This is a genomic window from Lysinibacillus sp. DFXJR4, from assembly GCF_057196045.1.
Genome location: NZ_JBXUNW010000001.1, coordinates 156,029 through 182,966, shown reverse-complemented (window position 1 = coordinate 182,966; position 26,938 = coordinate 156,029). Strand labels below are relative to the sequence as shown.

Here is a 26,938-nt window from a genome sequence, read left to right as displayed (position 1 = left end):
TAATCAAGATTAATCCTCGTTATTTTGTAATTCTTTATCTAATCCCTCGGCAAATAAACCATAGACATAGCGTTCTGCATCAAATGGCTGAAGGTCATCCATCTTCTCACCAAGTCCTACAAACTTAACTGGAATGTGTAATTTATTTCGAATTGCTAGGACAATACCACCTTTTGCTGTACCATCAAGCTTTGTTAAAACGATTCCCGTAACATTTGTCGCTTCCTTAAACGTTTGTGCCTGCACAAGTGCATTTTGACCAGTAGTTGCATCTAAAGCCAATAGAACCTCATGAGGTGCATTTGGTATTTCACGTGAAATGACACGATGTACTTTTTCAAGCTCATTCATTAAATTGACTTTGTTTTGTAAACGTCCAGCAGTATCACAAATTAATACATCTGCTTTGCGATTTTTCGCTGCACGAATAGCATCATACATCACTGCAGCTGGGTCAGAACCCTCAGATTGTTTAATGACCTCACAGCCGACTCGATCGCCCCATACTTGTAATTGATCGATGGCTCCAGCACGGAACGTATCGCCCGCAGCCAAAACAACCGTTTTGCCCTGAGATTTCAAACGATGAGCAAGCTTACCAATTGTTGTGGTTTTCCCAACACCGTTGACTCCAACAAATAGAATCACTGTTAGTTCACCATCAGGCTGCATGTTTACATCAATTAAATCTTCTTCGCCCTGCTCATAAATTTCAACAAGCTTCTCAGAAATCACTGCTTGGATACCATTTGTGTCTTTAATATTTTTTCGTTGAACCTCAAAACGTAATTTGTCCATTAGCTCCATAACTGTTTCAAAGCCAACGTCAGCCTGTAATAATAAATCTTCTAGTTCTTCAAAGAAATCCTCATCCACTTTTCGATAACGTGCCACTAAATCGTTTACTTTTGAAGTAAAGGAATTTCTCGTTTTTTCCAGACCAGCTTTAAATTTTTGCGTAATGGACCATGCAGAAGGCTTTTTCTCCTCCACATTCGCAACCTCGTGCACTTCATGTTGCACCGGTTCTTCCATTAATTCGGGAAGTTCTGTTTCAATAGGACCCTCCACCTTTGGAGTCTCAGTTGCTAAGTCGATTTCCTCAACAGTTGCTTCAATAAGAGCGGGCTCCTCGGCATCCTCAAGCTTCTCGGCAGTCTCATCCTCATTTTCATTAACTTCTAAAACTTTTTCTTCTTCTGCTGGATTACCCATCAGCTTATCTTTTAAACGTTTAAAAAAACTCATGCTTGTTCGCTCCTTTGCTCCGCAAGTACGGGTTCATCTTCTAATTTTACTGATACAAGTTTCGAGACACCAGACTCCTGCATTGTAATACCATACAATACATCAGCTCCCTCCATCGTTCCTTTACGATGTGTGATGACAATGAATTGTGTGTCATGGCTAAATTTTTTCAAGTATTGACTATACCGAACTACATTTGCCTCGTCTAACGCAGCCTCTACTTCATCCAGAATACAGAATGGTACAGGTCTTATATTTAAGATGGAGAATAATAATGCGATGGCAGTAAGCGCACGCTCACCACCAGAAAGTAAACTCAGATTCTGTAATTTTTTCCCTGGAGGCTGAGCCACAATTTCAATACCTGTTTCAAGTAAGTTTTGAGGCTCCAATAATACTAAATCTGCTTGCCCACCACCAAATAATTCACGGAATACACGCTTAAATTGTTCACGAATAGCATAAAACGTTTCGCTAAATCGCAACGTCATCTCCTCATCCATTTCTTTAATGGCTTCATGCAATGTTTCCTGAGCAGCAAGTAGATCCTCACGTTGCTCTGTCAAGAATGAATGACGTTCTAGTACTCTATCATATTCTTCAATCGCACTCAAATTAACAGGACCAAGCTCTTCAATCGATTTTTTCAATAGCTTCACTCTACGTCGCATATGCTCTTCATCGCTAATTTCTATCGCAATCTCCTCAGCCTCCTCAAGGATTAGCTGATAGTTTTCCTCTAGCTGCTCATTAAAACTTTTAATTTCAAATTCTAAGCGACTTTGCTTTAGCTCATTTGCACGTATTGCTTCAAGGTAACCTTTATGTATACGTTGCAATTCTTTAAGCTGTTCCTCTAAAGTAGCGAGTTGCTGCTGTTGTGCTATTTTCTCATCCTTTTTCTGAGAAATCGTATTGTGTAACGAATCTCTTCTCTCTTTCCAAGTAGCAACCTGTTCCTCAACTTCTTCATCACTTAAAAGCTTTGTCGACTCATCTGATTGCAACCAGATTATTTCCTGAGAAATACTGTCCATCTTTTGCTGAGCTTTGTTTAATTGTAAAGCTATTTCTGCAGTAGCAATTTGTACTTGTGACATTTGCTCCTGCATAACTGCTAATTGGGAGCGTTTTTCTGCTAATTGTTCACGCAGTACATCTTTCTCCGTTTCGCTCTGCAGTTTTATTTTATTTAGGTGCTCAACCGTACCATTAATCTCTAATAGCTCTGTTGCAAGGGCTGTTAAACGATTTGTAGCCACTTCCCGTTGAGCTAATAATGTTTGCTCGCGTGTCTTAACATCTTGTGTCTCATTTGAAGCATAGGATACACGTGCTGATAAACTTTTCTCAACGACCTCAAGCTCACGAATACGACTTGCCTGTTGTAATTCATCCTTTCGAAGCTGTTCGCCTTCAAGCTTCAATTGCTCTACTTGATCTCGCAATGTTGCTAGTCTTACTTTTTCTGCTGAAACAGCCTGTTCAGCACTAAAAATAGATGCTTCCAACGCTTCTAATTTGACAATTAGACCATCTAATTCAGCCTTTCTTGTAAAGAGCGAAGATTGTTGCTTCGTTGCACCACCAGTCAATGAACCACCTGCATTAACAATATCACCATCAAGAGTCACCACACGATAGCAGAAGCCACATAAACGTGCAATTTGACTCGCACCTTCCAAGCTTGATGCAACAATTACATTGCCTAGAAGATTCTCAACAATTGTTCGAGTATCCTCATGGAAAGTCACAAGTCCATCTGCCATTTGTACAAAGGCGGGATGCTCTATTGCCAAATGAATAGTAGATAGATTGATTTTCCGTGACTTCATAACTGTCTTTGGTAAAAATGTCGCTCGACCAGCTCTTTTTTGCTTCAACCATTGTATAGCCTGCTGAGCATGACGCTCATCTGTTGTCACGATATGCTGAGAAGCTGCGCCTAGGGCTGTTTCAATCGCTTGTGAGTATTTTCCTTCTACTTGAATTAACTCAGCGACAGCCCCCTCAATGCCTACTAGTTCCCCTTTATCTCGCGCTAGCAATACTTCCTTGACACCTTGGAAGAAACCTGAAAAGTCTGCTTCAAGCTCTGCTAATGTGTCCTTTCTAGCCTTAAGCTGCTGTTGGTGCTGATAAGCTTTATAAAGCATATCCTGCTTCTCATTAAAAGATGCATTGACTTTTTTTAGATCCATTTGCAATGATTCGTAATGTTCAAGCTTTCCTTGCAAATCCTTTGTTGTGGTGTTGTGAGCCACAGCTAGCTTTTCTTTTTCTGTAATAATTTGCGCAAGCTCTTGTCCGATTTCATCTGTTTGGTCCGACATACGTGCTGCCATCGCTTTTTGCTGTGCCAATTGCTGATCAATATTCTTTAATTCATTTTTAATGGTTGCTTCTTCATTTAAGGAGTCAATATAGCGATTCTTTTGCTCTTCAATCTCTTGCTCAATTTCAGTAACAGAGCGATTTAATGATTGTTCCAGTTGCTTGATGCTTTGTTTTAACACCTGTACGTCTTGCTGCTTCTCTGTAAATAGCTCTTTTTTTTCAGCTTCCTGTAAAATCAGAGCCTCTACCTCAGTCTTTGCATCCTGTAAAGAAGTATTCAATTGTAGCAATTGATTGGAAGCATTTTGGCGCTTCTCTGCCATTAGTGCCTTTCGACCATCCCAACGTTCAACTTCCATTGTCGCATTCACAAAGTCAGCTTGAATAGTATCTAAATAGTCATCTAGCTCCTTTAACAGTTTACGAATACCTGCTGTTTGTTTTTCGACGGCAGCGATGGAATGTGCTTGTTTTTGCTCTGTCTCAGATAGCTCTGTGAACTCAGCTTCCAGAGCATGCAAAGATTGTGCACAATTTTTTAAATCGTGCACAAGAATGGCGATATCAAAATCTTTTAGCTCTGTAGACATTTGCACATAATCTCTTGCACTAGATGCCTGAATTTCAAGCGGTTCAAGTCGACTATCTAATTCATGTAATATATCTAACACGCGATATAAATTTTCATCTGTTTCAATAAGTTTATGCTCTGCTTTTTTCTTTCTCAGTTTGTACTTTAATACGCCAGCTGCCTCTTCGAAAATTGAACGACGGTCATCGGGTCTGCTATTTAAAATCTCATCAACACGGCCTTGCGAAATAATTGAAAATGCCTCTTTCCCAAGACCTGAATCCATAAACAAGTCCGTAATATCCTTCAGGCGACACTGCTGGTTATTTAATAAATATTCACTATCACCTGAACGGTATACGCGTCTTGTTACGCTGACCTCTGTATATGAAAAAGCAAGTTGTTCATCTGAATTATCTAAAACTAATGTTACCTCCGCAAAATTTAGTGGCTTTCGAGAATCACTGCCAGCAAAAATAACATCCTCCATCTTAGATCCACGTAACGACTTTGCCGATTGCTCCCCAAGTACCCAACGAATGGCATCAGTGACATTACTTTTCCCACTGCCATTTGGTCCGACAACTGCTGTCACACCAGGTACAAAATCAATTCCAATGCGCTCCGCAAAAGATTTAAAGCCAATCACTTCGAGTCGTTTTAGGAACATCTATTAAGCCTCCTCTTTCGCAGTTTGCTCACGCATTGTTCGCATTGCACATTGCGCAGCTTGCTGCTCGGCTTCTTTTTTCGATTTCCCTCGACCAATACCAAGCTCCTGTCCATTCAATAGAACACTTGATACAAAGGTACGGTTATGTGCAGGACCCTTTTCATCAATAATTTCGTAATGAAGTAATCCATTATTCGTTTGTTGTACCATTTCCTGCAATTGACTTTTAAAATCCATCACATGCGAAAAAGCACCGATTTCTACTTTTGGGAACACGATACGTTCTAAAAATGACACGACCGTTTGCAAATCTTGATCTAAATAAAGAGCACCTACAAATGACTCAAAAACATCAGCAAGTAGCGCCGGGCGTTCCCGTCCACCTGTCAATTCTTCACCTTTTCCGAGTAATACGAAGCGACCAAAACCTAATTCATTTGCAAAAATAACAAGAGATGGCTCACATACAATAGATGCTCGTAGCTTCGTTAACTCGCCCTCGCTCATATTAGGATATTTTTCAAAGAGGTATTTAGAAACAGACAGTTCAAGTACTGCATCTCCTAAAAATTCAAGACGCTCATTATCCGTAAATAATTTACGGCGATGCTCATTCACATAAGATGAATGCGTGAATGCTTGATACAATAAATTTTTATTAATAAATGTGATATTCAATTCATGCTGTAGCAGTTCGAATTGATTGCGTACTTTTTCAGGAAGTACGCCAGATTTCTGCATAGTTCCTTTTCTTTTCATAGCCATTGAACAATCTGCCTTCCTAATAGTTTCTACCGTCTTAGTGTACCTTTTTCAAGGCGTTTATGCAAAATTATTTCGGCTGAAATACAATGTTTTGGAAGTTTTTTTGCAAATTATTTTCCAAAATAAAAAAAGGGACATCCATAGTTCAAAAAATGAACCATTTCGTACCCTTTTAAATACACTTTACAATGTAAATTTGCTCTTTTAACGAAAAAAGAGTAGTAATAATTTCTGCCAGAGGCTTTAACTTTATTTAACCAGTCTTACCGTTTATGACAAAACCTGCAAGGTGTTAAATAAAGTTAAAAAAATTAGTTTATTTTACTTTCAATGTATGAAATAGCAGAACCTACTGTTGAGATTTTTTCAGCATCTTCATCAGAAATTTCCATATCAAACTCGTCTTCAAGCTCCATTACAAGTTCAACTACGTCTAATGAGTCAGCACCTAAATCATCACGGAAAGAAGCTTCAAGCGTTACTTCGCTTTCTTCAACACCTAAACGGTCCACGATTACTTTTGTTACACGTTCTAATACTGTAGACAAATCATTCACCTCCCCTCAAATATTATACAAAAAAACATTATTATTGACTAATTGAAATTACATCACCATGCCGCCATCTATATGCAATGTCTGACCCGTCATATAATTTGCATCATCTGAAGCTAGAAAAGCTACTGCCTTTGCAATATCCTCTGGCTGTCCAAGTTTTGCCAGCGGAATTTGAGTAAGCATTCCCTGCTTTAATTCTTCTGGTAATTGATCAGTCATTTCTGTTTCGATAAATCCTGGTGCAATCGCGTTTACTAAAATATTTCGTGAGGCTAATTCTTTTGCTGTTGTTTTTGTTAATCCAATTACACCAGCTTTGGCAGCTACATAGTTTGCCTGTCCAGCATTACCAGCTACCCCAACGATAGAGGAAATATTAATAATGCGTCCTGCACGCTGCTTCATCATTTGACGTGTTACAGCTTTGGTGCAAAGGAAAACACCTTTAAGATTTGTATTTAACACATCATCCCATTCATCTTCCTTCATACGCATTAATAAGTTATCACGTGTGATTCCTGCATTATTTACTAAAATATCAAGTGAACCAAATGTCTTCACCGCTGTATCTATTAATGCTGTAACTTCCTCTGTTTGTGACACACTCGCTTGTACGGCAATAGCCTCTCCGCCATTTTCTTGAATTCTTGCGACAACCTCTTCTGCCTTTGCCTGAGAGCCACTATAGTTAACGACAACTTTAGCTCCTTCATCAGCAAGCTTTAATGCAATAGCACGCCCGATTCCACGTGAAGCACCTGTTACAACGGCTACCTTACCCTCTAATTTACGCATTAATTGTCCACTCCTTTGCCGCTTCTATCACTGACTCTAAGGATGCTTCATCATAAACACAATAAGTTGCGACAGAGCGATCGATTTTTTTCACTAGACCACTTAATACTTTGCCTGGACCACACTCAATAAAAACATCAACACCTTGTGCAATCATTTCGCGTACAGAAGCTTCCCACTGCACAGCACTATAAACTTGTTCTATTAATTCTTGTTGAATAGCAGAAACATCCTCTAATTCTTTTGCCATGACATTACCGATTACCGGAATCTGTGGATCTGATAATGATATAGCTGCTAATGTTGCTGCTAATTTATCAGAGGATGGACGCATAAGCTCTGAATGGAACGGACCACTAACAACTAAAGGAATTGCTCGTTTGGCACCTGCTTCCTTCGCAGCTACAGAAGCCTTTTCTACGCCTTCCTTTGTACCTGAAATAACAATTTGTCCTGGACAGTTAACATTCGCTACCTGAACCGGATTCCCTGCTTTCGATATTTTTTCAGTTACCTCATGCAGTGCCTCAAGCTCCAGCCCAAGAATAGCTGCCATTGCCCCTTGTCCAGCAGGCACAGCTTCATTCATATAAAGGCCACGCTTATGTACAACAGCAACTGCATCCTCAAACGATAACACACCTGCTATAACTAGTGCCCCATATTCTCCAAGTGAATGTCCAGCAGCGAAATTTGGTGTAATTCCTGCTGCCTGTAATCTTTCTGCAACCATTACACCAGTTGTTAATAGAGCTGGTTGTGCATGGTAAGTCAATGTTAACTCCTCAGCAGGCCCCTCTAACATAAGCTTCGATAAGTCAAAGCCAAGCGATTGATCTGCACGATTATAAAAAGCCTTGCTGTCTGCTGAATTTTCAACAAACTCCTGCCCCATACCTACTGTCTGTGAGCCTTGCCCAGGAAAAATAAATGCTATTTTCGTCATTCTTCGTTAACCCCTTTTTAATCAATTATACCTCGGCAAAATTGCGTCCAGAATCGGCTTTGTGCTTAGGCCTGCGTGAGGGCCGACACGATGTCGGTCATTTCGGTAAAGCCACAGGACGTGGCGTTTTTTACCGATGCAGGTCAGTTAGCCGTTATCGCATGGATGCGATGGTTTTAGGCTAACATCCTTTATGAACTCCTTTCCGATTCCGTGGCATCCGCCGGAGGCTTTAACTTCTTTCAACTGAAAGAAGTTAATCAATTTCTAGGTGACGTACTGTCTCGGTAATCGTTGAGATTACTGTATGCTCCACCATTGTACTTGCTTGGCGTATTGCACTGTAAATGGCTTTAGCATTAGATGAACCATGTGCCTTTATAACTGGCGCCTGTAAGCCAAATAAAGCTGCTCCACCATACTCGGTATAATCCATTTTGTTTTTCAAGTCACGTAAATTATTTTTCATAAGGGCGGCTGAAATTTTTGTCTTTGTTGAAGACATAAACGCTTCCTTCAGCATTGAAAATAATGCTCCTGCTGTACCTTCAATCGATTTCAGCACCATATTTCCTGTAAAACCATCTGTTACAACAACATCTGCTACCCCTTCTAGTAAATCACGTGCCTCCACATTGCCAATAAAGTTTAAATCTGCTTCTTTTAGCAGTTCAAAAGCCGCCTTTGTTAATTCGTTCCCTTTTTTATCCTCAGTACCGATATTAAGCAAACCGATGCGTGGTTTTTGTAAGCCCCCAACCTTTTTGGCATAAATATCACCCATTATTGCATATTGCAATAAATGCTCAGGTCGTGCATCCGCATTTGCACCAAGATCTAGCATTAAAAAGCCCTTACCATCTAAAGTTGGTAATGTAGTCGCAAGCGCTGGTCTAGCAATTCCCTCTATTCGCCCGACTTTAAACAGACCGCCTGCCATTAAAGCTCCTGTATTGCCTGCAGAAAGACAAGCATCGGCTTTCCCAATTTCCACTGCATCCATTATTTTCGCCATAGATGAATCCTTTTTACGACGAACAGCACGTGCTGGATCATCAGATCCTTCTACTACTTCTTCACAATGTATAACAGTCAATCGGTCATGTATTTTTAAAAATGGCTCAAGCTTTTCTTGTTGACCATATAATTGTATTTCTAAATTTGGAATTTGCTCTAATGCCAATAGCGCACCCTCAACAACTGATTTTGGTGCGTTGTCGCCACCCATTCCATCAAGCGCTAATTTCATTGTTGTTCACCTTAACCTTTCGTGCGGTACATATCAAATTCACCAACAAAAACAGTTTCACCATTAACAGTGGATGTTACCTCTACCTTTGTTCGATGATTTTCATCATCACGTGCGATAACAACTGCCTTTGTAATAACACGATTTCCAGCTCTAACAGGTTTCACAAACGTTATATTTGAATGCACTGTCAATGCCAGCTCGTCATCAATAACCGCTACCGCTAATGAGTTTGCCTGTGCGAACAAATGATGTCCACGTGCAATGCCATTGCGCTGAAAAACATGCTCTTCTTTTACGTCAAAAATAGATAATGCACGATTATCCAATTCAATATCAATAATTTCTCCGATAATTTCATCAATCGGTAGTGATTTCACTTCATTTTCATAGGTTTTCGAAGCAACATCTTTAATTCGCTCTCGCAATTCTGGAATTGCTAATTCCATACGATCTAAACGAATCGTTTGGACACTCACCTGAAACTGTGTTGCAAGCTGTTCATCTGTGACGAATGGATTTTCAGCTATCGTTTCAGATAATAGTCGCTGTCGCTCTTTTTTCGTTCGTCTCAACATCATTCGCCACCTTTTTTAGTTGTTATTAGCACTTGGTACTAATATCAGTATATAGACTATAAAAAAAGAATGCAAGACCTGTTTTCAAAACAAGTTCCTACATCCCGTTAATAGCATCTGAATAATTATTAATCGAAGCGTTCTCCCTGCAATACGCCTGATTGCTCAAGCATTGCCCGTAAAGCCTGATAGTCATCGTGCTGCCAAAAAGCATCCGTCTCAAGCATCTCGATAGCATCTTTTCTCGCAGTCTCAAGAATACGATAATCATGCACTAAATCAGCTACTTTAAAGTCTGGTAAACCACTTTGCTTCCGGCCAAAAAAATCACCTGGTCCACGCAGCTCCAAATCTTTTTCAGCTAGTCGGAACCCATCATTCGTTTCTGTCATAGACTGCATTCGCTCCTTCCCTTCATCTGATTTTGGGTCAGCCAGTAATACACAATATGACTGGTGCTCTCCACGTCCAACACGTCCCCGCAATTGATGCAATTGTGCAAGCCCAAAGCGTTCTGCATCATAAACAAGCATAAAAGTTGCATTCGGTACATTTACACCAACCTCAACAACTGTTGTTGAAACAAGCACATCTATTGCCCCCTCACTAAAGGCACGCATAACAGCATCTTTTTCATCGGCTGTCAGACGACCATGCATTAATCCAACATGGTATCGTCCGCTAAAATATGTGGCTAGCTGCTCATAAATCTCAACTGCATTTTGGACATCAAGTTTATCAGATTCCTCAATGAGCGGGCAAATCGCATATGCCTGCCTACCAGCAGCAAGTTCCATTTCAAGCTTTGACAGAACTGAGCCAAATTGCTCTTTTTTCATCCAGTGCGTTTCAATCTGTTTACGTCCCGCTGGCATTTCATCAATAATGGAAACATCCATTTCCCCAAACGCTGTGATTGCAAGGGTACGTGGAATAGGGGTTGCCGTCATAAAAAGCACATCCGGATTATCTCCTTTATCACGTAGAATTCTACGCTGCTCAACCCCAAAACGGTGCTGTTCATCGGTTATCACAAAACCAAGTTTACTAAAAATAACATCTGGCTGAATAAGTGCATGTGTCCCAATTAAAATATCAATACTGCCATTAGCAAGCTCCTCTAAAAGTAAGCGACGCTCTTTTGTTTTTGTTGATCCTGATAGTATAGCGACACGTACACCAAAAGGTTCAAACCATTCTGTCAAGTTTTCAGCATGTTGCTCTGCCAATATTTCTGTCGGCGCCATCAACGCTCCCTGAAAACCTGCAGTAACGGCTCCGTAGAGGCAAATTGCCGCAACAACTGTTTTCCCTGACCCTACATCTCCCTGAAGCAAGCGATTCATACGATGTGGTTCTTTCAGATCTTTGCAAATTTCATTAACCACACGTTTTTGGGCAGCAGTTAATTCATAAGGTAACGATGCAATGAAAGCACGCAGTTTTTGTAAATCATATTGTATTATGGTGCCATGCTCGCTATCCTTTCTAATTTTACGTAGAGCTTGGATACGTAGCTGAAAGAATAGTAGCTCCTCATAGGCAAAGCGCCGTCTAGCCTGTTTTGCATGCCCTGCATCGAGAGGGAAATGAATTCCTTCAAGACCATCAGCTATTGGAGCAAGCTTATAGGCCTCCTGTATATGTAATGGAATAGCATCAGGTATCTCTGCACCAATGTCATCTAACGCCTGTCTCATATATTTACGAAATCGTTTTTGCGGAATAAGGCCCTTCAAGCTATAGACAGGCTCAAAGTCGATCTGCTCTGTCTTTGGACCAAATGTCACAGATGTTCCATTGATTACCTGTCTGCCTCTATCCCACTTTCCTGTGACGGTAATAATAGCTCCTGGAATAAGCTTTTGCTTTAAATAGCCTTGATTAAAAAACACAACCTTTACTAAATGGCGACCTGCTAGCACTGTCACCTGTAATCTTGATTTATTGCGGCCTAAAAACAAAATTGTCGGCTCACGCTCAACTTTACACTCCACAGTAACACGCTCATTATGGGGTGTTTGTGCCAAATCCTTTAACCTAAAATCCTCATGTCTATGTGGAAACGTCCATAATAAATCTGCTATCGTCTCGATGCCTAATGCCTCTAAATGTCCTGCAGTTTCCTTCCCGATTCCCTTTAATCCGGTGACTGGACTCGTTAAATCAGTCATCTTGTACGACAACTCCTTTCATGATGCTAGTATATAAATTAATTGATCTATGTAGCTAATAGCTTTTTTATTAACACTGTATCATAAAACTACGATCTTTCCTTACAATATACATTTTCAAATGCACTAAAAACCCCTACCTCAAATTGAAGGTGGGGCTTGTTTAAATTATTTCAACATTCCTATTTTAGATATTGTTCAAGATTGTAACTATTCCCCTTATACCGGTTTGTTTATTTCACAGGAAAAACGAGTAATTTCGTTTACATATGCTTCATCTACATCAATGCCTAATCCCGGGTTATTACTAAATTGAATTACATCTCTATTATAGTGGACTTTTGCCACATCCTTGATAAACATTAAAGGACCGACCATCTCATTTGTTTGAATAATGTTTTTACTCATTGCCAGATGTGCGCCAGCCATTGTGCCGATAGCCGATTCTACCATCGATCCAACTTGACATGGCATGTCGGCTGCCTCTGCTAAACTCGCTAAAGCTAAGGCAGGATAAATACCGCCAGATTTCATTAGTTTAATATTAAGCATATCAGCTGCACGCATCTCAATAACATTCACTAAATCGTAAATATTATGTACACCCTCATCAATCATTACTTTATGATTTGCAACGGATCTAATCTCTTTTAAAGCTCTTATATCATGTGCCTTCACTGGCTGCTCATACCAATCCACATGACACTCAGATGTTTCGCGTATTACCTTTAATGCCTCAATTCTATTCCAGCCTTGGTTAGCATCAACACGAAGTTGAATAGTGTTTCCTATAGCATTTCTGACAGCTTTAATTCGTTCAATATCAGTGTCTGCATTGGTGCCTACCTTCATTTTTATATTCCTGAAACCCGCTTCCACAAAACTACGTGCATCCTCTGCCATTTCCTGAGGATCTTTAATACTAATTACTCGTGGAACCTGTAGCTCTTTATGGGCTTTTCCACCAATTAATTGATAAACCGGCTGCCCAGTAATTTTCCCCATTAGATCATAGATAGCAATATCTAGTGCAGCTTTTGCAGAAGGAACGCCATTTATCTTATGACTGAATTTTTGATGAATATAATCAATAGCAAATGGATCTTCATTTATAATTAGTGGAGCTAATTCATGTTTAATAACATGATAAGTACTTTCCCAAGTTTCTCCCGTTACATTTTGATCAGGAACAGCCTCACCCCAGCCCACTGTCCCCTCATCTGTTTCAACTCTTACAAATATGGTTGGCATATCATCTAAATGAACATATGAAATGACAAAAGGTTCTTTTAATAATAATCGTGCAGCAAACACTTCAACTTTCTTTATTTTCATGTTTAACATCCTTTCTGCTTCATGCAAACCCTCTATTAATAATGATTTACTAGTTCAATAAATAACTTTATCGCATCAGGAAACACATCTTCATCAAGGTCAAACTTAGGATGATGATGAGGATACTGACTCTTTTCTCCACCCATACCGACAAAAATAAAGGCTCCAGGTTTTTTCTGTAAATAATAGGAGAAATCTTCCCCTCCCATAACTGGATTAACCAATTCAAATACTTCCTGTCCAAATTCTTGGCAAACAATATTTTCCACAAATCTTGACTCATTTGGGTCATTTATTAGTGGTGGAGTTCCTACTATAAATCGAACCTTTCCTTTTGCACCAAAAGCTTGGCATATTCCCTCTGTTAACTTGACCATTTTTGTTTGAATGATATCGACTGTTTGGGGCGTCAATGCTCTTATTGTTCCTATTAATCTCGCTGAATCAGGGATAATATTATACGTTGTACCAGCTTGAACATTCCCTACAGTAATAACTCCTGCTTCAATTGGGTTTATGTTTCTGCTTATTATACTTTGAAAGGCTTGGATTAAATTGCTTGCAATATAGATGGGATCAATTGTTTCATGAGGCATTGATCCATGACCACCGAATCCTTTGATATCAATTTCAAAATCATCAATGGAAGCCATCATTGGCCCATGAGTTAACCCAATTTTTCCTTTTTCAAGACCCTGCCATAAATGAATACCAAAAATAGCATCTATCCCTTCTAAAACACCTTGTTTAATTAATAAGTCAGCTCCACTAGGTGTGATTTCCTCTGCAGATTGGAATATGAGTACAACATTTGCTTCAACCTCATTTTTAGATAACCATTCAGCAATAGCAAGTAATATTGCCGTATGACCATCATGACCACACATATGAGCAATCCCTGTTTTTTTAGATATATATGGTTTTTCTCCCTCTTCAATAATCGGCAGCGCATCTATGTCTGCTCTTAGTGCTATAGTTTTTAAACCTTTTGACCCCTTTATTAACGCAACAACACTAGGTGGTCCAAAAGACAATATGTCAATATTCAACTCCATCAATCTTTTTCGAATGAATTTACTCGTTTCAAACTCCTGACCAGAAAGCTCAGGGTATTGATGAAGATATCGTCTGTCATCAATTGCTCTTTTTGTCAAAGACTCTAAATTTGTGATTTCCATTAGTAAAACTCCTTTTTAAAACGGCCCATATTGAATAATCTGCGCAATAATTAGTGATACAACGGCAACCGTAATCTGCAACAACATGAAAGGTAGAATCCATCTTATCCATTTTCCCCATGGTATTCCTGCAATTGAGAGTCCAGCCATAAGGAATCCGACAGTTGGAAAAATGATATTAGACATTCCATCACCAAATTGATAGGCAAGAACTGCCGTTTGCCTTGTAACACCAATCATATCAGATAAAGGAGCCATGATTGGCATTGTTAAAGCAGCTTGTCCGCTCCCTGATGGCACCAAAAAATTCAAAAATAGTTGGAAAACAAACATACCTACCGCATTTAATGTTGGAGGAATAGTATCAAGTATTGAGGCTGTATGATATAGAATAGTATCAATAAGCCCTGAATTATTAAAAATAACAAGAATCGTTTGAGCTAACCCAATAATTAATGCGCCACCAATTAAATCTCCCGCACCTTTCATAAAGGAATTAGCAATTCGTGATGGCGATAATTTTCCAATAAGCCCCATTAAAATACCAAATAATAAAAACAAGCCAGCTATTTCAGTAATATACCATCCTAATTTAATGACACCATACATCAGGACAATGAAATTCAAGAGAAATGTTAACATGACGAACTTATGACTTAATTCCATTTTGATTGACTGATTCGTAAGCCCCTCTGCATTGCCAAATTTGAAATTTCCGTAGAAACCGAGCGAAGGGTTATTTTTTACCTTCCTAGCATAGCGATAGACATAAATAGTAGCTGTAACATATAAAATGACAAAGATGATAAGACGCAAAGCAATGCCAGAGAACAAAGGCAATCCAGCTATTTCTTGGGCAATCCCTACAGTAAACGGATTCATTACTGCCGCTGAAAAGCCAACTGATGCTCCTAGAATGACAATAGCGAATCCTGTAATAGCATCAAAGCCCAAAGCAATGGCAAGTGGGACAAGTATACCTACATATACGATTGTTTCATCAGACATCCCCATTAATGAACCTGCACATGAGAAAAATAACATTAACACGGGAATCATCAACATCTCACGCTTTGCCATTTTAACTGACAGCATTGCAATAAAAGATTCTAATGCACCTGTTGCTGAAAGTATTCCAAAGGTTCCTCCAACAATTAAAACAAAGAAAATAATACTCGCACCCTGCATCATACCTGAATGAATACTACTAAAAACATCCAAGAATCCTATTGGGTTCATATCCGCATAAGTAAAGGTCCCTGGCTGAATCACTTCTCGCCCATTCAATTCTTCTCGTTGAAACTCACCTGCTGGAATGATATACGTCAACACGGCCGATAAAATGATAAGGCAAAATATTAAGACATATACATTTATTCCTTTTTGTTGATCATTTAATTCTACATCTTTTTTAATGACAAATTTCCCCATATGCAGTCCCCCATTTTATAAACGCTTCCATTTCTCCCACAACGTCATCCCCTTTTTTTGAAATTTCCGTCTTCTAAATTGTAAGTGATTGTATCGAAAATAAAAAATTGCTATTTCTAATAGTAACTATTGATAAATTTACATAATAAACAAAGAACATTTCCTATGTTTCCCTATTAATGCTATTAAAAATTTGATAATAAAAATCGCCCCATTCTACAATATGTTTGCAGAAAAGCGCGATGTTCATTTCATTTTTTATTCTGTTTAAATCGTTCGCCACGTATCTTTTACTAAATCGATAAACATACTAACATTACTAAATTCCTTAGAATTATGTGGATAAATCAAATATGTTGGTAATCTTTTCGGAAAACGATATAACACCTGAAGACTGCCCTTATTTACCTCTTTTTTTATCAATATATCACTTAGTAATGCTAAACCTACTTGTCCCACAACTGCTCGTTTTATAGCCTCTTCACTTCCAAATTCGACAATTGTTTTTGGATCACAATGAATGTCACGAAGACAACCCCTTATATTATCATCCAACCCGTAGGTTATAAATGGGTATTCATCGAAAATTTCCGCAATTGTTCTGTCCTTTATAATATTTGGGTTCCCAACTAGGACTAAATCCTCTTCTTCAAGTAAAACTCCTTCTATACCTGAATAATTAGGCTTTCCTGCTACAAAACCTATATCTGCCTGATTAGAGCTTACAAGAGTGGCTGTCTCCTTACTGTTCGCACATAGAAGCTTCAAATTTACCTGTGGATACAGCTTTAAAAATGAACCAATAATATGGGATAAATAATATCCACAATAAAATTCTGGAGCGGCAATTGTTAAATGACCATAAGGCTTTTCAAAATTTTTCAAATCCTCCTCCATTTCTTCTAGGATGTTAAATAATTTATCCGTATGCTCCTTTAAAATCTTTCCTACTTGAGAAAGAAACATTTTCTTTCCCATCCTATTGAATAAAGTATGGCCTATCTCATCCTCTAACGCCTTAATTTGCTGGCTAATCGTTGGCTGACTGTAATTTAATAGTTGAGCAGCTTTAGTAAAATTAAGATAAATAGAAACAACGTGAAATGTTTTTAAATTGCGTAAATCCATTACCTTACTCACACCCTTGTTAGAAAATCAATTTAAATTTTTTATAAAATATCATACTATCCAAAATAATGAAACGTAAGAAAATGTTAATTCAAGAGTGTTGAAGGAGCAAAAATAAGAACCCATCGCGATAAAATAAACATGCTACCCCATTATAAATAGATAGCATGTTTAGTCAGAAGCTTATTGAATGGCTTTAATACTCTGTAATCCACCATTTTCTAAAATGGCTTTACTAATCGCTTTGCCTGTAGGTGTCGCAGCCAAGCCGCCTCGGGCAGTTTCTTTTAAATTAGGACTCATAGATTGTCCGATTCGATACATCGCTCCAATTACTTCATCGCACGGGATACGACTTGTGACGCCTGCGAGGGCCATATCAGCTGCCACAAGTGAATTAGCGGCTCCCATTGCATTTCGTTTTACACATGGAACTTCCACTAACCCAGCTACAGGATCACATACAAGACCTAGCATATTTTTTAGTGTGATGGCAAATGCTTCAGAACATTGTTGTGGTGTACCACCAGCCATTTCAACGATAGCTGCCGCAGCCATACCTGCTGCTGAGCCAACCTCTGCTTGACAGCCACCAGCAGCACCAGAAATGGATGCATTATTGGCAACCACAAAGCCGAATGCACCTGAAGTAAATAAATAGCGAATCATTTGCTCACGCGTTGGATTTAACTTATTTTTGACAGCAAATAAGGTACCTGGTACAACTCCAGCTGAGCCTGCGGTTGGTGTTGCACATATTGTTCCCATTGCTGCATTAACCTCATTCGTTGCAACCGCTTTACTGACAGCATCTAATAATAAATCTCCAGATAATGATTTTCCTTGCGCTATATAAGTTTGAAGCAATACCGCATCTCCACCTGTTAAGCCTGTTACCGACTGCACACCTTTTAAGCCACGTTCAACAGCTTCCTCCATGACCGTTAAATTACGATCCATTTGCCCCATAATTTCTTCTCGCGAGCGTCCCGTTATTAGCATTTCCTGTTCAATCATAATTTCTGAAATTAGTTTTCCCTCTTGCTCTGCTCGTTCAACAAGTTCACGAACATTATGAAACAATACGTCCATAGTGAGACACCCCCTAGTTGTTAATTTTTGATACCTTCGTAATATGTGGTATTAATGAAATTTGTTGCAATACTTTCTCCTCTATATTTTGATCGACTTCAATGACCATCAGAGCCGTTAATCCTCTCTCTATACGTGAAACCTCCATATGTCCGATATTAACATCATGCATCGCTAAACAATTAGCCACATTGGCAATACAGCCTGCACGATCATCATGTACTACGAGAACGGCTGGCATTCCCCCCGTTAAACGTAGCTTGAAACCGTTTACTTCACTTACTTCAATTTTACCGCCGCCAATTGAAATACCAACGACAGACATTTCTCCTTCATCATCGCCTATGACAAGACGTGCAGTATTTGGATGCTCAGTATTCGCAGTTTCTGGAATAAATTCATAATCTAGCCCAGCTTTTTCGGCTTCAGCAAAAGCTGTCTTAATACGCTCGTCAAATGTATCAAAATTTAAAAGCCCCCCAATTAATGCAACATCAGTTCCATGACCTCTATACGTTTCAGCAAATGATCCATATAAGTGGATTTTTGCCCACTTTGGCTGTCTACCAAATAGATCTCTAGCAACACGTCCAATACGAGCTGCCCCTGCCGTATGAGAGGAGGAAGGCCCAATCATAACAGGTCCAATAATATCAAATACTGAAGTAAACTTCATTCAAACACCCCTCTATTCTATCCATATAATAATATTTACATTTACTTATATCATGCTTGATAGTAACTATAAAAGTAAAGCAATAATTTATCAACTTTCAGAAAATTTACACGACTATAATTTTCACGATGAGAATATTGTTATTTTTTGTCCACTCTCTAGATACAGCAGCTCCCAAAAGCTTATATTCCAGTATTTCCAATTTTATCGTCCTCTAGATACGTACAGTGAATTGTTTATTTATGGCTACTGTAAATCGTTAATTTTCTTCTGTTCTCCTTATAGCATAAACAAAAGCAGTACACGGACTGTGCACTGCTTTGTCTATTTATTTACTAAGTGGCATTAAATTATTCTACTGAAATAATATATGGATATAATCCTTGTTTACCATTAAATAACTCAATTTCTACTGCTGGATAGTTCTCTTCAATAAACTTCACTAATTCAGAGGCATTTTCTTCTGTTGTATCCTCACCGTAAATTACTGTAACAATTTCAGCATTTTCATCCACTAAATCGGTAATTACCTTTTCAGCTGCGTCTTTTAATGCTGGTGTAGATAACACAATTTTCCCTTCCGCAAGAGCCATGAAATCGTCCTTATGAATTTGGATGCCATCTATAGATGTATCACGCACTGCATAAGTTACTTGACCAGTTTTTACGTTAGCAAAAGCTTCTGACATTGCTTTTTGGTTTATGTCAACAGTTGCTTCTGGATTGAACGATAAAATAGCTGCCATTCCTTGAGGAATAGTTTTAGTAGGTACTACAGCCGCTTCAATATCTAGAAGCTCAACCGCTTGTTCTGCAGCCATGACAATATTTTTGTTATTTGGTAAAATTAACACTTTTTCAGCACCAATTTCTTGCACCGCTTTCACGATATCCTCTGTTGAAGGGTTCATTGTTTGACCACCTTCAATAACGTAGGATGCACCGATTGAACGAAGTAATTCAGCCACGCCCTCACCCATTGCAATAGTTACAATAGCATATGGATGTTTCTCAGCCTTTTTAACAGGAGTTGTTGCTCTATGATCCTCACCAACAATAGCAGAATGCTGTTCACGCATATTGTCAACCTTAATTTTAATAAGACTGCCATATTTTTGCCCCATTGCTAAAACAGCACCTGGCTGCTCAGAATGGATATGCACTTTCGCAATTTCATCATCTGAAATCACTAACAAAGAATCACCTAATGGGTTTAGCTCATTTCTAAATTGTTCTTCACTAAAAGGCTCTTTGCCTTCCTCAAAGCGCACCATAATTTCCGTACAATAACCGAACTCAATGTCCGCTGTATTCATGAAATCCTGTGCTCTATGATGTTCTGCATTGATTAAATCGTCTAATGTTGCTTCATTTTTCTCTGGTAATGGTTCACCTTTCAGGGAAGCTAAAAATCCTTCATACACAAATAAAAGACCTTGACCACCACTATCAACAACACCTACTTCTTTAAGAACTGGAAGTAACTCAGGTGTGCGCTCTAATGATGCTTTTGCTTCCGCTGTAAATGCCTCCATCACCGCAATGATATCGTTTTCAGTTTCAGCCACTTCTACGCCTTTTTTTGCCGCTTCACGAGCAACTGTTAAAATCGTACCTTCAACAGGTTTCATGACTGCTTTGTAAGCTGTATCTACGCCAGCTTGGAAGGCACCTGCAAATCCCTTAGCGTCAATTGTCGCCTCTTTTTCGATAAACTTCCCAAAGCCTCGAAATAACTGAGATAGAATAACACCGGAATTACCACGCGCTCCCATAAGTAAACCTTTTGACAAAGCCTGTGCTGTTTTTCCAATATGTTCTGAGGCAGAATGCTCTGTTTCCTTGGCACCAGATGTCATCGATAAGTTCATATTTGTTCCGGTATCGCCATCTGGCACTGGAAATACATTTAATGAATCAACATAATTTGCATTTTGGAATAGGTGATGAGCACCCATTTGCACCATTTCCGCAAACTTTATTCCGTCTAAAGACTGCATTCGATTTAGTTCCTCCTCTTAATCATTCGCTACACGAACGCCCTGCACAAAAATATTGACAGATTTTACGCTCATACCTAACGTTTTATCCACTGTATATTTCACTTTCGACTGTACTTGGTAAGCCACTTCCGAAATTTTCGTACCATAACTAACAATAATGTACATATCAATATGTAAATCGTCGTTCTGCTGTCGAATAACAACACCTTTTGCAAAGTTTTCTTTACGTAAAATATCAGTTAGACCATCACGAATTTGATGTTTAGATGCCATGCCAACAATACCGTAGCATTCTACAGCAGCGCCACCAGCAATTTGTGCAAGTACATCTGTTGAAATATCAATTTGGCCGAATTCATTGTTTAATTCAATTGACATAGGAATGCCCCCTTGGCTCTTTTTGACTAAACTATATTGTAACACTTTCGTTATACAATAAGCAACCTAAGAAGGCATGAAAACGCTCTGTATCAACGTTTCACTGGCATTATATAGGATAAAATACTCCTTCATCGAATAATTCATTTTGCTATCAATTTTGCCTTGATGTAATTACGTCCGGAGGCTTTAGGCCAAAATGTGATGTTGGTCACTCAGGCGTTTTCACAGGAAGTGAAGTTCTTAGCCTGAGTTCCGTTATTTCAGTAGGTGTTGGGACATCCACTGAAAAGGAGCCAAAACCGAATTCATCTCATCATCTGTAGAGGTGGAAGTCTTCTGCTGAATGAAGATAAAAGTTGTTACGTCCGTTTTCTTTGGCTTTATATAATGCTTGATCAGCTAATTCACAGCACTTCTCTAATTGTTCAATTGTTGAAATTTTGGCGTGACACATTCCGATACTAACTGTTACAATGTTGGCTATTTTTGAATGCTCATGACGAATGTTTAAACTACGGACTTCCTCTAAAATTTCCTCACAAACATGCTCCGCAAATTTGGATGCGTGTTGGCTGACAATTATAAACTCTTCGCCTCCCCATCGTGCAGCAAATGCATTATACTTTTCAGCAATTTCATCTAGTAGTGCAGCAACCTTAATTAATGCCTCATCACCTTGTAAATGACCATAATGATCATTGAAATTTTTAAAGAAATCAATATCAATCATCATCACTGTTAGATTTTTAGCCTTATGAAGCTGTTGCCCTATTTGCACCAGCTTATTATTAAAAGCTCGTCGATTAGGAAGATTTGTCAACGAATCACGGAGGGCTTGCTCTAACAGCTCATTATTTTTTTCAACTAATAATTTTGAAAATTGCTTGGATTTTGCCATTTCTTCCCCCAACAAAATATGTTGTGTGATGAATTGCTTCTGATTCTTGTAGGTATGATACTGAATAACGAACCCTATCGGAAGAATAAGAGACAACGGTAGGAAAACCCTGATACTTTCGCCCGATATTCCATTACCTAAATAAGCACTGATAAAAATTGCTAGTGCAGTTACTGCAATTAATGGAGATATCTTACGAAAAGAAATAGCGAAAACCGTACAAATAATTAAAAACAGCACTTCATATAAAGCCACATGCTTAAAATAATAAACATCCATTACAGTGATAATTGTAATTAACAATAACACTGTATAAATATACATAAGAAAAACCATTTCATATTTGCGCATGTTCAAGAATGTAACATGTAATTTTTTTTCTTTAATAAGCAATAGAACTGCCAAATCAATATAAAACAAAATAGTATGAATCACAATATAAGCTGGTACCATCACTCGCTCTGTTTTTGAAAAGAAAACCTCACCGTAATGTATGATTGTAATGATGGCTGAAACATACATTAATGACCATGCCACTGTTCGCATACGCTTTACATTAAAATAAATCATTTCTTTACGTATAGCGAGAGCAAGTTTTTCTTGATTTTCCATACTGTCCGCTCCTATTGCAATTTAGTAAATAATATTTCCTATATTTATCGTCTAAATAATTTAAAATACAAGTAGTCTCCTTAAAATTGTTGAAAAACATTCTGCTATTCTAATGTCACTTTTCTAAAATATTCAACAGACTACAATTACAATCGCTTAAAAAAAGAAAAAGCTGATACTTTTTAGCATCAGCTTTCTCCAAATCTTTCACTATTAAAATAAACTCTTAATAAGCGTGTCTAGCATTACAGGCATTTCCTTAAAAGCACTGTCCACATGTAATCTTTCTGTTTTTTGGTGGGCATCCTTTCCAAATGGGCCAACATTCAGAACAGGACCTTGTAAGGCTGACATAGCATCAAATGGAATACTATACGTATCACCATATACAGGTGTGTTGCGCTCGAAAGCGGTCCATCCATTTGAAGCATCTGAATAATTCACATAGCTTAAATCACAAATACCATTAAAATAATGAATTTGTTCAACCTCAATATCAAATGTTTTGGCTGTTTTCTTCATCAATTCAATCAATTGAATAACTAATGGATGATCCGATGAATTGATGGCTGGATAGTAAGGTGGTGCATACAGTAATACGGTTGCTGGCGTTAGTTCTTGGCAACGAATCATAAGCTGATCCACTATTCGGATGGATTTCTCACGATCATCCCATACACTGTTTTCTAGAACCTGACGCTTGATGGATGCCACTTCCTCAGTGCCTAATTTATGAATTGCGTGCTCCAAAAGCGCCTCATAGCGGAGGACTTTTACCTTTCCAACACCCTGAACCTTTTCTCGCTCACACATTTGTTTATAGGACTGATTACAAGCCATCATAGCCTCTAAAGCTACTTGCTCAAAAATTTCCATTACTTCAGATGCAGTTCGCTTTAATAGGAACACATTGTAAAGAGCGGCTGCACGATATGGCGTTTGTGTGGAATACTCCATTTTCAAATCCTTTAATTGTAAGGATACCGGTAATGGTGTACTTTCACCAAGATCTGTTTCACGGAATATTGGATTCCACTCCATATGCTGTGTCATATAAGAAGCAATAAAGTTTGCGGTCATCCCTTTTAACGGCTCTCCTACATGTGTCTCTTTACCATAGAATAAGGCGGCAGGCATAATTTTACCGATGGTTCCTGAATAGATATATTCATTTATATCAGCAGGTCCCTGTGAAAATGAAGGCTCACTGTTTAAAAATAGTTTATAAGATAACCCATATTGTTCACGAAGTCTGACTAGCTCCACCACGGCAGCCCTCATTCCCGCTGAATTCACTTCTTCATCAGGTACAGCCGTTAAAATTAAATTAATGGGCCATTGTTCAATGCTTGCTTTTTCGATTAATTGCATATGCAAGGCAAGTCCCATTTTCATATCCATCGTTCCACGGCCAAATAGATAATTACCAGATTCTAAATCAATTCTTGCGGCTTCGGGTAAATCCTTTTTGTATTTTGGCTCCATCAACTTTTTCGTTAATTCTTCTGGATAAAAGGCAAAAGGTTCAAGCTCTCCATACTCCTCTGTATGGACAGTATCAAAATGACTAATTAACACCACTGTCTCTGTCGCAGTTGGATGCTTATACAAGGCTGTTACAGCATTACGTCCAAGTCCAGCATCATGCAGCTCAATGAATTGTGGATGATCTTGAAAATAAGAAAGCGTTTGCAATATATTTTTTAATTTATAAGCAAACTCATTCTCACCTATCGTTAATGTCCTACTTTCCCAGCTAACAATTTCACATAACAATGCTTTTAATTTTTCAGGTGAATCCCAAAAATAATTTTCCATAGAAAAGTCTCCTTTATTCGATACTCAAAATCGAATGCATTTCATTGTCTATCTAGTGATTCCTGTTCTGTTATTTCCAGCTCAGAAGAAACTGTATTCGTTTTACTCAATTTAATCTTGTAGAAAATCATGCATGCAATAAAGAATCCAATACCATATAGTAATCCAATTCTTTGCGTTGGATCGAAAGCTAAAAAGGCAAGGATTATCACGCAAAAGCTCATACAAAAAACTGGGATTAATGGATAAAATGGCGTTTTAAATTTTAAGTCAGCTACATTCCCTCCAGCCTTTACATAACGATGGCGGAACATCAATTGAGAGGCACATATTCCCATCCAAGAAATCGTAACGGATATTCCTGCAATAGACATGAGTAAAACAAATACTGCATCTGCTTCCATTACACTTGTTAGGAGGGAAAGCAATGAGAAAAGCATTGTAAAAATCAATGCATTCAATGGCACTTTGTTTTTAGTGAGATGTCCAAAAAGTTTTGGAGCCATTCCCTCTTTAGACATCGACCATAGCAAGCGTGTTGATGCATATAAGCATGAATTCCCTACTGATAATATAGCCGTTAAAATAACAAAATTCATAATGCCAGCAGCATATGGAACCCCAGCTAAATTCATTAATGTTACAAATGGACTTTCTAATAAGCCTAGTTCAGAAGAAGGGAATATGGCAGACAATACAATAATAGAGGCAATATAGAAAACAATGATTCTAAAAAGAATTGTCCGTATAGCTCGTGGAATATTTTTTTCTGGACTCTCTGTTTCCCCAGCAGCAATACCAACAAGCTCCGATCCTTGATAAGAAAAGATAACATTCATCATCGTGACAAAGATAATACTAATTCCTGCCGGGAATAACCCAGAAGGTGCTAAATTCGTAAAATGTGGTGTAGGACGATCTGATAATGGAATCAAACCAAAAATTGCAGCACCCCCAATAATAATAAATGCTATTACTGCAATGACTTTAATACTCGCAAACCAGAACTCTGCTTCTGCAAAACCCTTTGTTGTTAATGCATTTAAGATAAAGAGTAGAACCATAAAAACCGCACACCAGATCCAAATCGGCACATTTGGAAACCAATGCTGCATCAAAATCCCTGCAGCTGTAAATTCGACTCCTGCTGTTGCTGCTGAACCTACAAAGTACATCCATCCTAATGAGAAACCAGCTGATGGACTGATAAAACGTGTTGCATAGGTTTGGAAAGATCCTGTTACAGGCATATAAACAGCTAATTCTCCAAGACAATTCATAACCATATATAATATTAATCCACCAAACAAATACCCAATTAAAGCTCCCCCGGGACCCGCCTGATTGATTGTATAGCCAACATTTAAGAATAACCCCGTCCCAATAACGCCTCCAAGTGATAGCATCAATAAATGACGGCTTTTCATTGATCGGTTTAAAAGTTGTTCTCCTTTATTCACATTCCATCCCCACTTTCCATATGTCCCCAAAATAATCAATTACGGCCTAGCGTAATTGCGTCCGGATTTTTTCGAGCTCACTCAAAAAGCTCCTCTTCAAAAACCATTGATATTCGCCAGGGTTTTTCTTGATTTACTAGACGTTTGTATGCTCGCTAAATTAAGGTGAATATTCTGATATTTTAAGTATTAAAGTACCCAATCAATTTATTCCATATAAATTGATTGGGTAGTTGTACATTTGATTAAAAACGTAACGATAAACAGCTTAACCCACCATCATGTTTTCTGAATTCAGACATCTCAAGCTCAATTGTTTGATAGCCCAAATCATTTAGCTTACGGTTAGTTTCTGGATAGCCGGCTGGTATAATCACATAATCATTAACTTGAATACAATTTGCTGAATACTCATGTTCCTTTGGAATGATGATTTTTTCATAGGAGGCAAAGACCGGGTGATCGATAAATTCACCTGCAAGAACCATGCGATTTTGACCCACATAGGCGATCCCTGTTTTTAAATGGAAGAATTCTTTTAATGGGATAATCGTTGCCTCATAGCCCTCTTTTTCAACTATTTCTTTAAATTGTCTTGCTCCCTCTTCATTTGTTCTGTCAGAAATACCAACATAAAATTTCTTTTCAGCCTGTAGCACGTCTCCACCATCTAGTGTTCCAGGACCTTCAATATAATATAATTTCTCATAGAATTTCTTTACCGTTGGTTCGATATCTTCTATTTCACGATTACGAGCCTCTGCACCCGGATTTGAAATAATCGCAAACTCAGATGTTAAAACAGCAGTGTCTTCTACAAATGTTGAATCTGGAAATGCCTCGTTTGCAGGAAGCTGAGTTACCTCTACACCACATGTTTTTAACGCTTCCACATACTTTTCATGTTGTTCAAATAATTTCTCTAATACTGGTTTTCCTAAATCACTTGTTGTTAAACCGTTTACAAAACTATTACCTGGATTTTTTACAATAACATTTTTAAACATCATTTCGTCTCCTTTATATTTAACTA

General features: G+C 38.4%; 21 protein-coding genes. All 21 read right to left on the bottom strand.

What is annotated here, in order from left to right:
* Nucleotides 1–9 precede the first annotated feature (9 nt).
* Entirely contained in the window at nucleotides 10–1,248 is a 1,239-nt protein-coding gene (gene ftsY / locus AC2CGN_RS00840) for a signal recognition particle-docking protein FtsY (protein WP_484511598.1), read from the bottom strand.
* Nucleotides 1,245–4,826, bottom strand: coding sequence for a chromosome segregation protein SMC (gene smc / locus AC2CGN_RS00835; protein ID WP_484511596.1), 3,582 nt, complete (start codon nucleotides 4,824–4,826; stop codon nucleotides 1,245–1,247). The genes ftsY and smc overlap by 4 nt, the downstream gene beginning before the upstream one ends.
* 3 nt (nucleotides 4,827–4,829) lie before the next feature.
* Nucleotides 4,830–5,594, bottom strand: a complete 765-nt coding sequence (gene rnc, locus AC2CGN_RS00830) for a ribonuclease III (RefSeq protein ID WP_283871136.1) — start codon at nucleotides 5,592–5,594, stop codon at nucleotides 4,830–4,832.
* Between the two features lie 311 nt (nucleotides 5,595–5,905).
* Nucleotides 5,906–6,142, bottom strand: a complete 237-nt coding sequence (acpP, locus tag AC2CGN_RS00825; protein ID WP_008181678.1) for an acyl carrier protein — start codon at nucleotides 6,140–6,142, stop codon at nucleotides 5,906–5,908.
* A gap of 57 nt (nucleotides 6,143–6,199) precedes the next feature.
* On the bottom strand, nucleotides 6,200–6,946 hold the full coding sequence (fabG, locus tag AC2CGN_RS00820) for a 3-oxoacyl-[acyl-carrier-protein] reductase (protein WP_429980012.1): 747 nt from the start codon (nucleotides 6,944–6,946) through the stop codon (nucleotides 6,200–6,202).
* Nucleotides 6,939–7,892, bottom strand: coding sequence for an ACP S-malonyltransferase (fabD, locus tag AC2CGN_RS00815; protein WP_429988832.1), 954 nt, complete (start codon nucleotides 7,890–7,892; stop codon nucleotides 6,939–6,941). The genes fabG and fabD overlap by 8 nt, the downstream gene beginning before the upstream one ends.
* 256 nt (nucleotides 7,893–8,148) lie before the next feature.
* Entirely contained in the window at nucleotides 8,149–9,141 is a 993-nt protein-coding gene (gene plsX / locus AC2CGN_RS00810) for a phosphate acyltransferase PlsX (RefSeq protein ID WP_484511593.1), read from the bottom strand.
* Between the two features lie 11 nt (nucleotides 9,142–9,152).
* Nucleotides 9,153–9,716 (bottom strand): transcription factor FapR, encoded by a 564-nt coding sequence (gene fapR / locus AC2CGN_RS00805; protein WP_283872753.1) that lies wholly within the window; start codon nucleotides 9,714–9,716, stop codon nucleotides 9,153–9,155.
* 131 nt (nucleotides 9,717–9,847) lie between these two features.
* Nucleotides 9,848–11,893, bottom strand: coding sequence for an ATP-dependent DNA helicase RecG (gene recG, locus AC2CGN_RS00800; protein WP_484511591.1), 2,046 nt, complete (start codon nucleotides 11,891–11,893; stop codon nucleotides 9,848–9,850).
* A 219-nt stretch (nucleotides 11,894–12,112) separates the two neighbouring features.
* Nucleotides 12,113–13,228 carry a mandelate racemase/muconate lactonizing enzyme family protein gene (locus tag AC2CGN_RS00795; RefSeq protein ID WP_484511589.1) on the bottom strand — a complete coding sequence of 372 codons (1,116 nt, stop codon included), beginning with the start codon at nucleotides 13,226–13,228 and terminating at the stop codon, nucleotides 12,113–12,115.
* A gap of 35 nt (nucleotides 13,229–13,263) precedes the next feature.
* On the bottom strand, nucleotides 13,264–14,406 hold the full coding sequence (locus tag AC2CGN_RS00790; protein ID WP_429980597.1) for a M20 metallopeptidase family protein: 1,143 nt from the start codon (nucleotides 14,404–14,406) through the stop codon (nucleotides 13,264–13,266).
* 15 nt (nucleotides 14,407–14,421) lie between these two features.
* The gene (locus tag AC2CGN_RS00785) at nucleotides 14,422–15,837 is read right to left on the bottom strand and encodes a YfcC family protein (RefSeq protein WP_429984529.1); all 1,416 of its coding nucleotides are present in this window, start codon (nucleotides 15,835–15,837) and stop codon (nucleotides 14,422–14,424) included.
* Nucleotides 15,838–16,104: 267 nt separating this feature from the next.
* Complete coding sequence (locus tag AC2CGN_RS00780; protein WP_429984528.1) at nucleotides 16,105–16,965, bottom strand: LysR family transcriptional regulator; 861 nt, start codon at nucleotides 16,963–16,965, stop codon at nucleotides 16,105–16,107.
* A gap of 183 nt (nucleotides 16,966–17,148) precedes the next feature.
* Complete coding sequence (gene sdaAA, locus AC2CGN_RS00775) at nucleotides 17,149–18,057, bottom strand: L-serine ammonia-lyase, iron-sulfur-dependent, subunit alpha (RefSeq protein WP_369594818.1); 909 nt, start codon at nucleotides 18,055–18,057, stop codon at nucleotides 17,149–17,151.
* A 13-nt stretch (nucleotides 18,058–18,070) separates the two neighbouring features.
* Entirely contained in the window at nucleotides 18,071–18,733 is a 663-nt protein-coding gene (gene sdaAB / locus AC2CGN_RS00770; RefSeq protein WP_054770621.1) for an L-serine ammonia-lyase, iron-sulfur-dependent subunit beta, read from the bottom strand.
* 350 nt (nucleotides 18,734–19,083) lie between these two features.
* The gene (locus AC2CGN_RS00765) at nucleotides 19,084–20,733 is read right to left on the bottom strand and encodes a DAK2 domain-containing protein (protein ID WP_429980593.1); all 1,650 of its coding nucleotides are present in this window, start codon (nucleotides 20,731–20,733) and stop codon (nucleotides 19,084–19,086) included.
* Between the two features lie 18 nt (nucleotides 20,734–20,751).
* The gene (locus AC2CGN_RS00760) at nucleotides 20,752–21,114 is read right to left on the bottom strand and encodes an Asp23/Gls24 family envelope stress response protein (RefSeq protein WP_054770620.1); all 363 of its coding nucleotides are present in this window, start codon (nucleotides 21,112–21,114) and stop codon (nucleotides 20,752–20,754) included.
* A 316-nt stretch (nucleotides 21,115–21,430) separates the two neighbouring features.
* Nucleotides 21,431–22,627 (bottom strand): GGDEF domain-containing protein, encoded by a 1,197-nt coding sequence (locus AC2CGN_RS00755; protein ID WP_484511585.1) that lies wholly within the window; start codon nucleotides 22,625–22,627, stop codon nucleotides 21,431–21,433.
* Nucleotides 22,628–22,840: 213 nt separating this feature from the next.
* Nucleotides 22,841–24,445, bottom strand: a complete 1,605-nt coding sequence (locus AC2CGN_RS00750; protein WP_484511583.1) for a M20/M25/M40 family metallo-hydrolase — start codon at nucleotides 24,443–24,445, stop codon at nucleotides 22,841–22,843.
* A gap of 41 nt (nucleotides 24,446–24,486) precedes the next feature.
* Nucleotides 24,487–25,872, bottom strand: coding sequence for an amino acid permease (locus tag AC2CGN_RS00745; RefSeq protein ID WP_484513129.1), 1,386 nt, complete (start codon nucleotides 25,870–25,872; stop codon nucleotides 24,487–24,489).
* A gap of 278 nt (nucleotides 25,873–26,150) precedes the next feature.
* Entirely contained in the window at nucleotides 26,151–26,912 is a 762-nt protein-coding gene (locus tag AC2CGN_RS00740; protein ID WP_429980590.1) for a dimethylarginine dimethylaminohydrolase family protein, read from the bottom strand.
* Nucleotides 26,913–26,938: the final 26 nt, after the last annotated feature.

What these genes read in the sequence shown, in the direction of transcription:
- ftsY (WP_484511598.1), bottom strand. Translation starts at nt 1,248, where the DNA reads ATGAGTTTTTTTAAACGTTTAAAAGATAAGCTGATGGGTAATCCAGCA.
- smc (WP_484511596.1), bottom strand. Translation starts at nt 4,826, where the DNA reads ATGTTCCTAAAACGACTCGAAGTGATTGGCTTTAAATCTTTTGCGGAG.
- rnc (WP_283871136.1), bottom strand. Translation starts at nt 5,594, where the DNA reads ATGGCTATGAAAAGAAAAGGAACTATGCAGAAATCTGGCGTACTTCCT.
- fabG (WP_429980012.1), bottom strand. Translation starts at nt 6,946, where the DNA reads ATGCGTAAATTAGAGGGTAAGGTAGCCGTTGTAACAGGTGCTTCACGT.
- fabD (WP_429988832.1), bottom strand. Translation starts at nt 7,892, where the DNA reads ATGACGAAAATAGCATTTATTTTTCCTGGGCAAGGCTCACAGACAGTA.
- plsX (WP_484511593.1), bottom strand. Translation starts at nt 9,141, where the DNA reads ATGAAATTAGCGCTTGATGGAATGGGTGGCGACAACGCACCAAAATCA.
- recG (WP_484511591.1), bottom strand. Translation starts at nt 11,893, where the DNA reads ATGACTGATTTAACGAGTCCAGTCACCGGATTAAAGGGAATCGGGAAG.
- AC2CGN_RS00795 (WP_484511589.1), bottom strand. Translation starts at nt 13,228, where the DNA reads ATGAAAATAAAGAAAGTTGAAGTGTTTGCTGCACGATTATTATTAAAA.
- AC2CGN_RS00790 (WP_429980597.1), bottom strand. Translation starts at nt 14,406, where the DNA reads ATGGAAATCACAAATTTAGAGTCTTTGACAAAAAGAGCAATTGATGAC.
- AC2CGN_RS00785 (WP_429984529.1), bottom strand. Translation starts at nt 15,837, where the DNA reads ATGGGGAAATTTGTCATTAAAAAAGATGTAGAATTAAATGATCAACAA.
- AC2CGN_RS00780 (WP_429984528.1), bottom strand. Translation starts at nt 16,965, where the DNA reads ATGGATTTACGCAATTTAAAAACATTTCACGTTGTTTCTATTTATCTT.
- sdaAA (WP_369594818.1), bottom strand. Translation starts at nt 18,057, where the DNA reads ATGGACGTATTGTTTCATAATGTTCGTGAACTTGTTGAACGAGCAGAG.
- sdaAB (WP_054770621.1), bottom strand. Translation starts at nt 18,733, where the DNA reads ATGAAGTTTACTTCAGTATTTGATATTATTGGACCTGTTATGATTGGG.
- AC2CGN_RS00765 (WP_429980593.1), bottom strand. Translation starts at nt 20,733, where the DNA reads ATGCAGTCTTTAGACGGAATAAAGTTTGCGGAAATGGTGCAAATGGGT.
- AC2CGN_RS00760 (WP_054770620.1), bottom strand. Translation starts at nt 21,114, where the DNA reads ATGTCAATTGAATTAAACAATGAATTCGGCCAAATTGATATTTCAACA.
- AC2CGN_RS00755 (WP_484511585.1), bottom strand. Translation starts at nt 22,627, where the DNA reads ATGGAAAATCAAGAAAAACTTGCTCTCGCTATACGTAAAGAAATGATT.
- AC2CGN_RS00750 (WP_484511583.1), bottom strand. Translation starts at nt 24,445, where the DNA reads ATGGAAAATTATTTTTGGGATTCACCTGAAAAATTAAAAGCATTGTTA.
- AC2CGN_RS00745 (WP_484513129.1), bottom strand. Translation starts at nt 25,872, where the DNA reads ATGAAAAGCCGTCATTTATTGATGCTATCACTTGGAGGCGTTATTGGG.
- AC2CGN_RS00740 (WP_429980590.1), bottom strand. Translation starts at nt 26,912, where the DNA reads ATGTTTAAAAATGTTATTGTAAAAAATCCAGGTAATAGTTTTGTAAAC.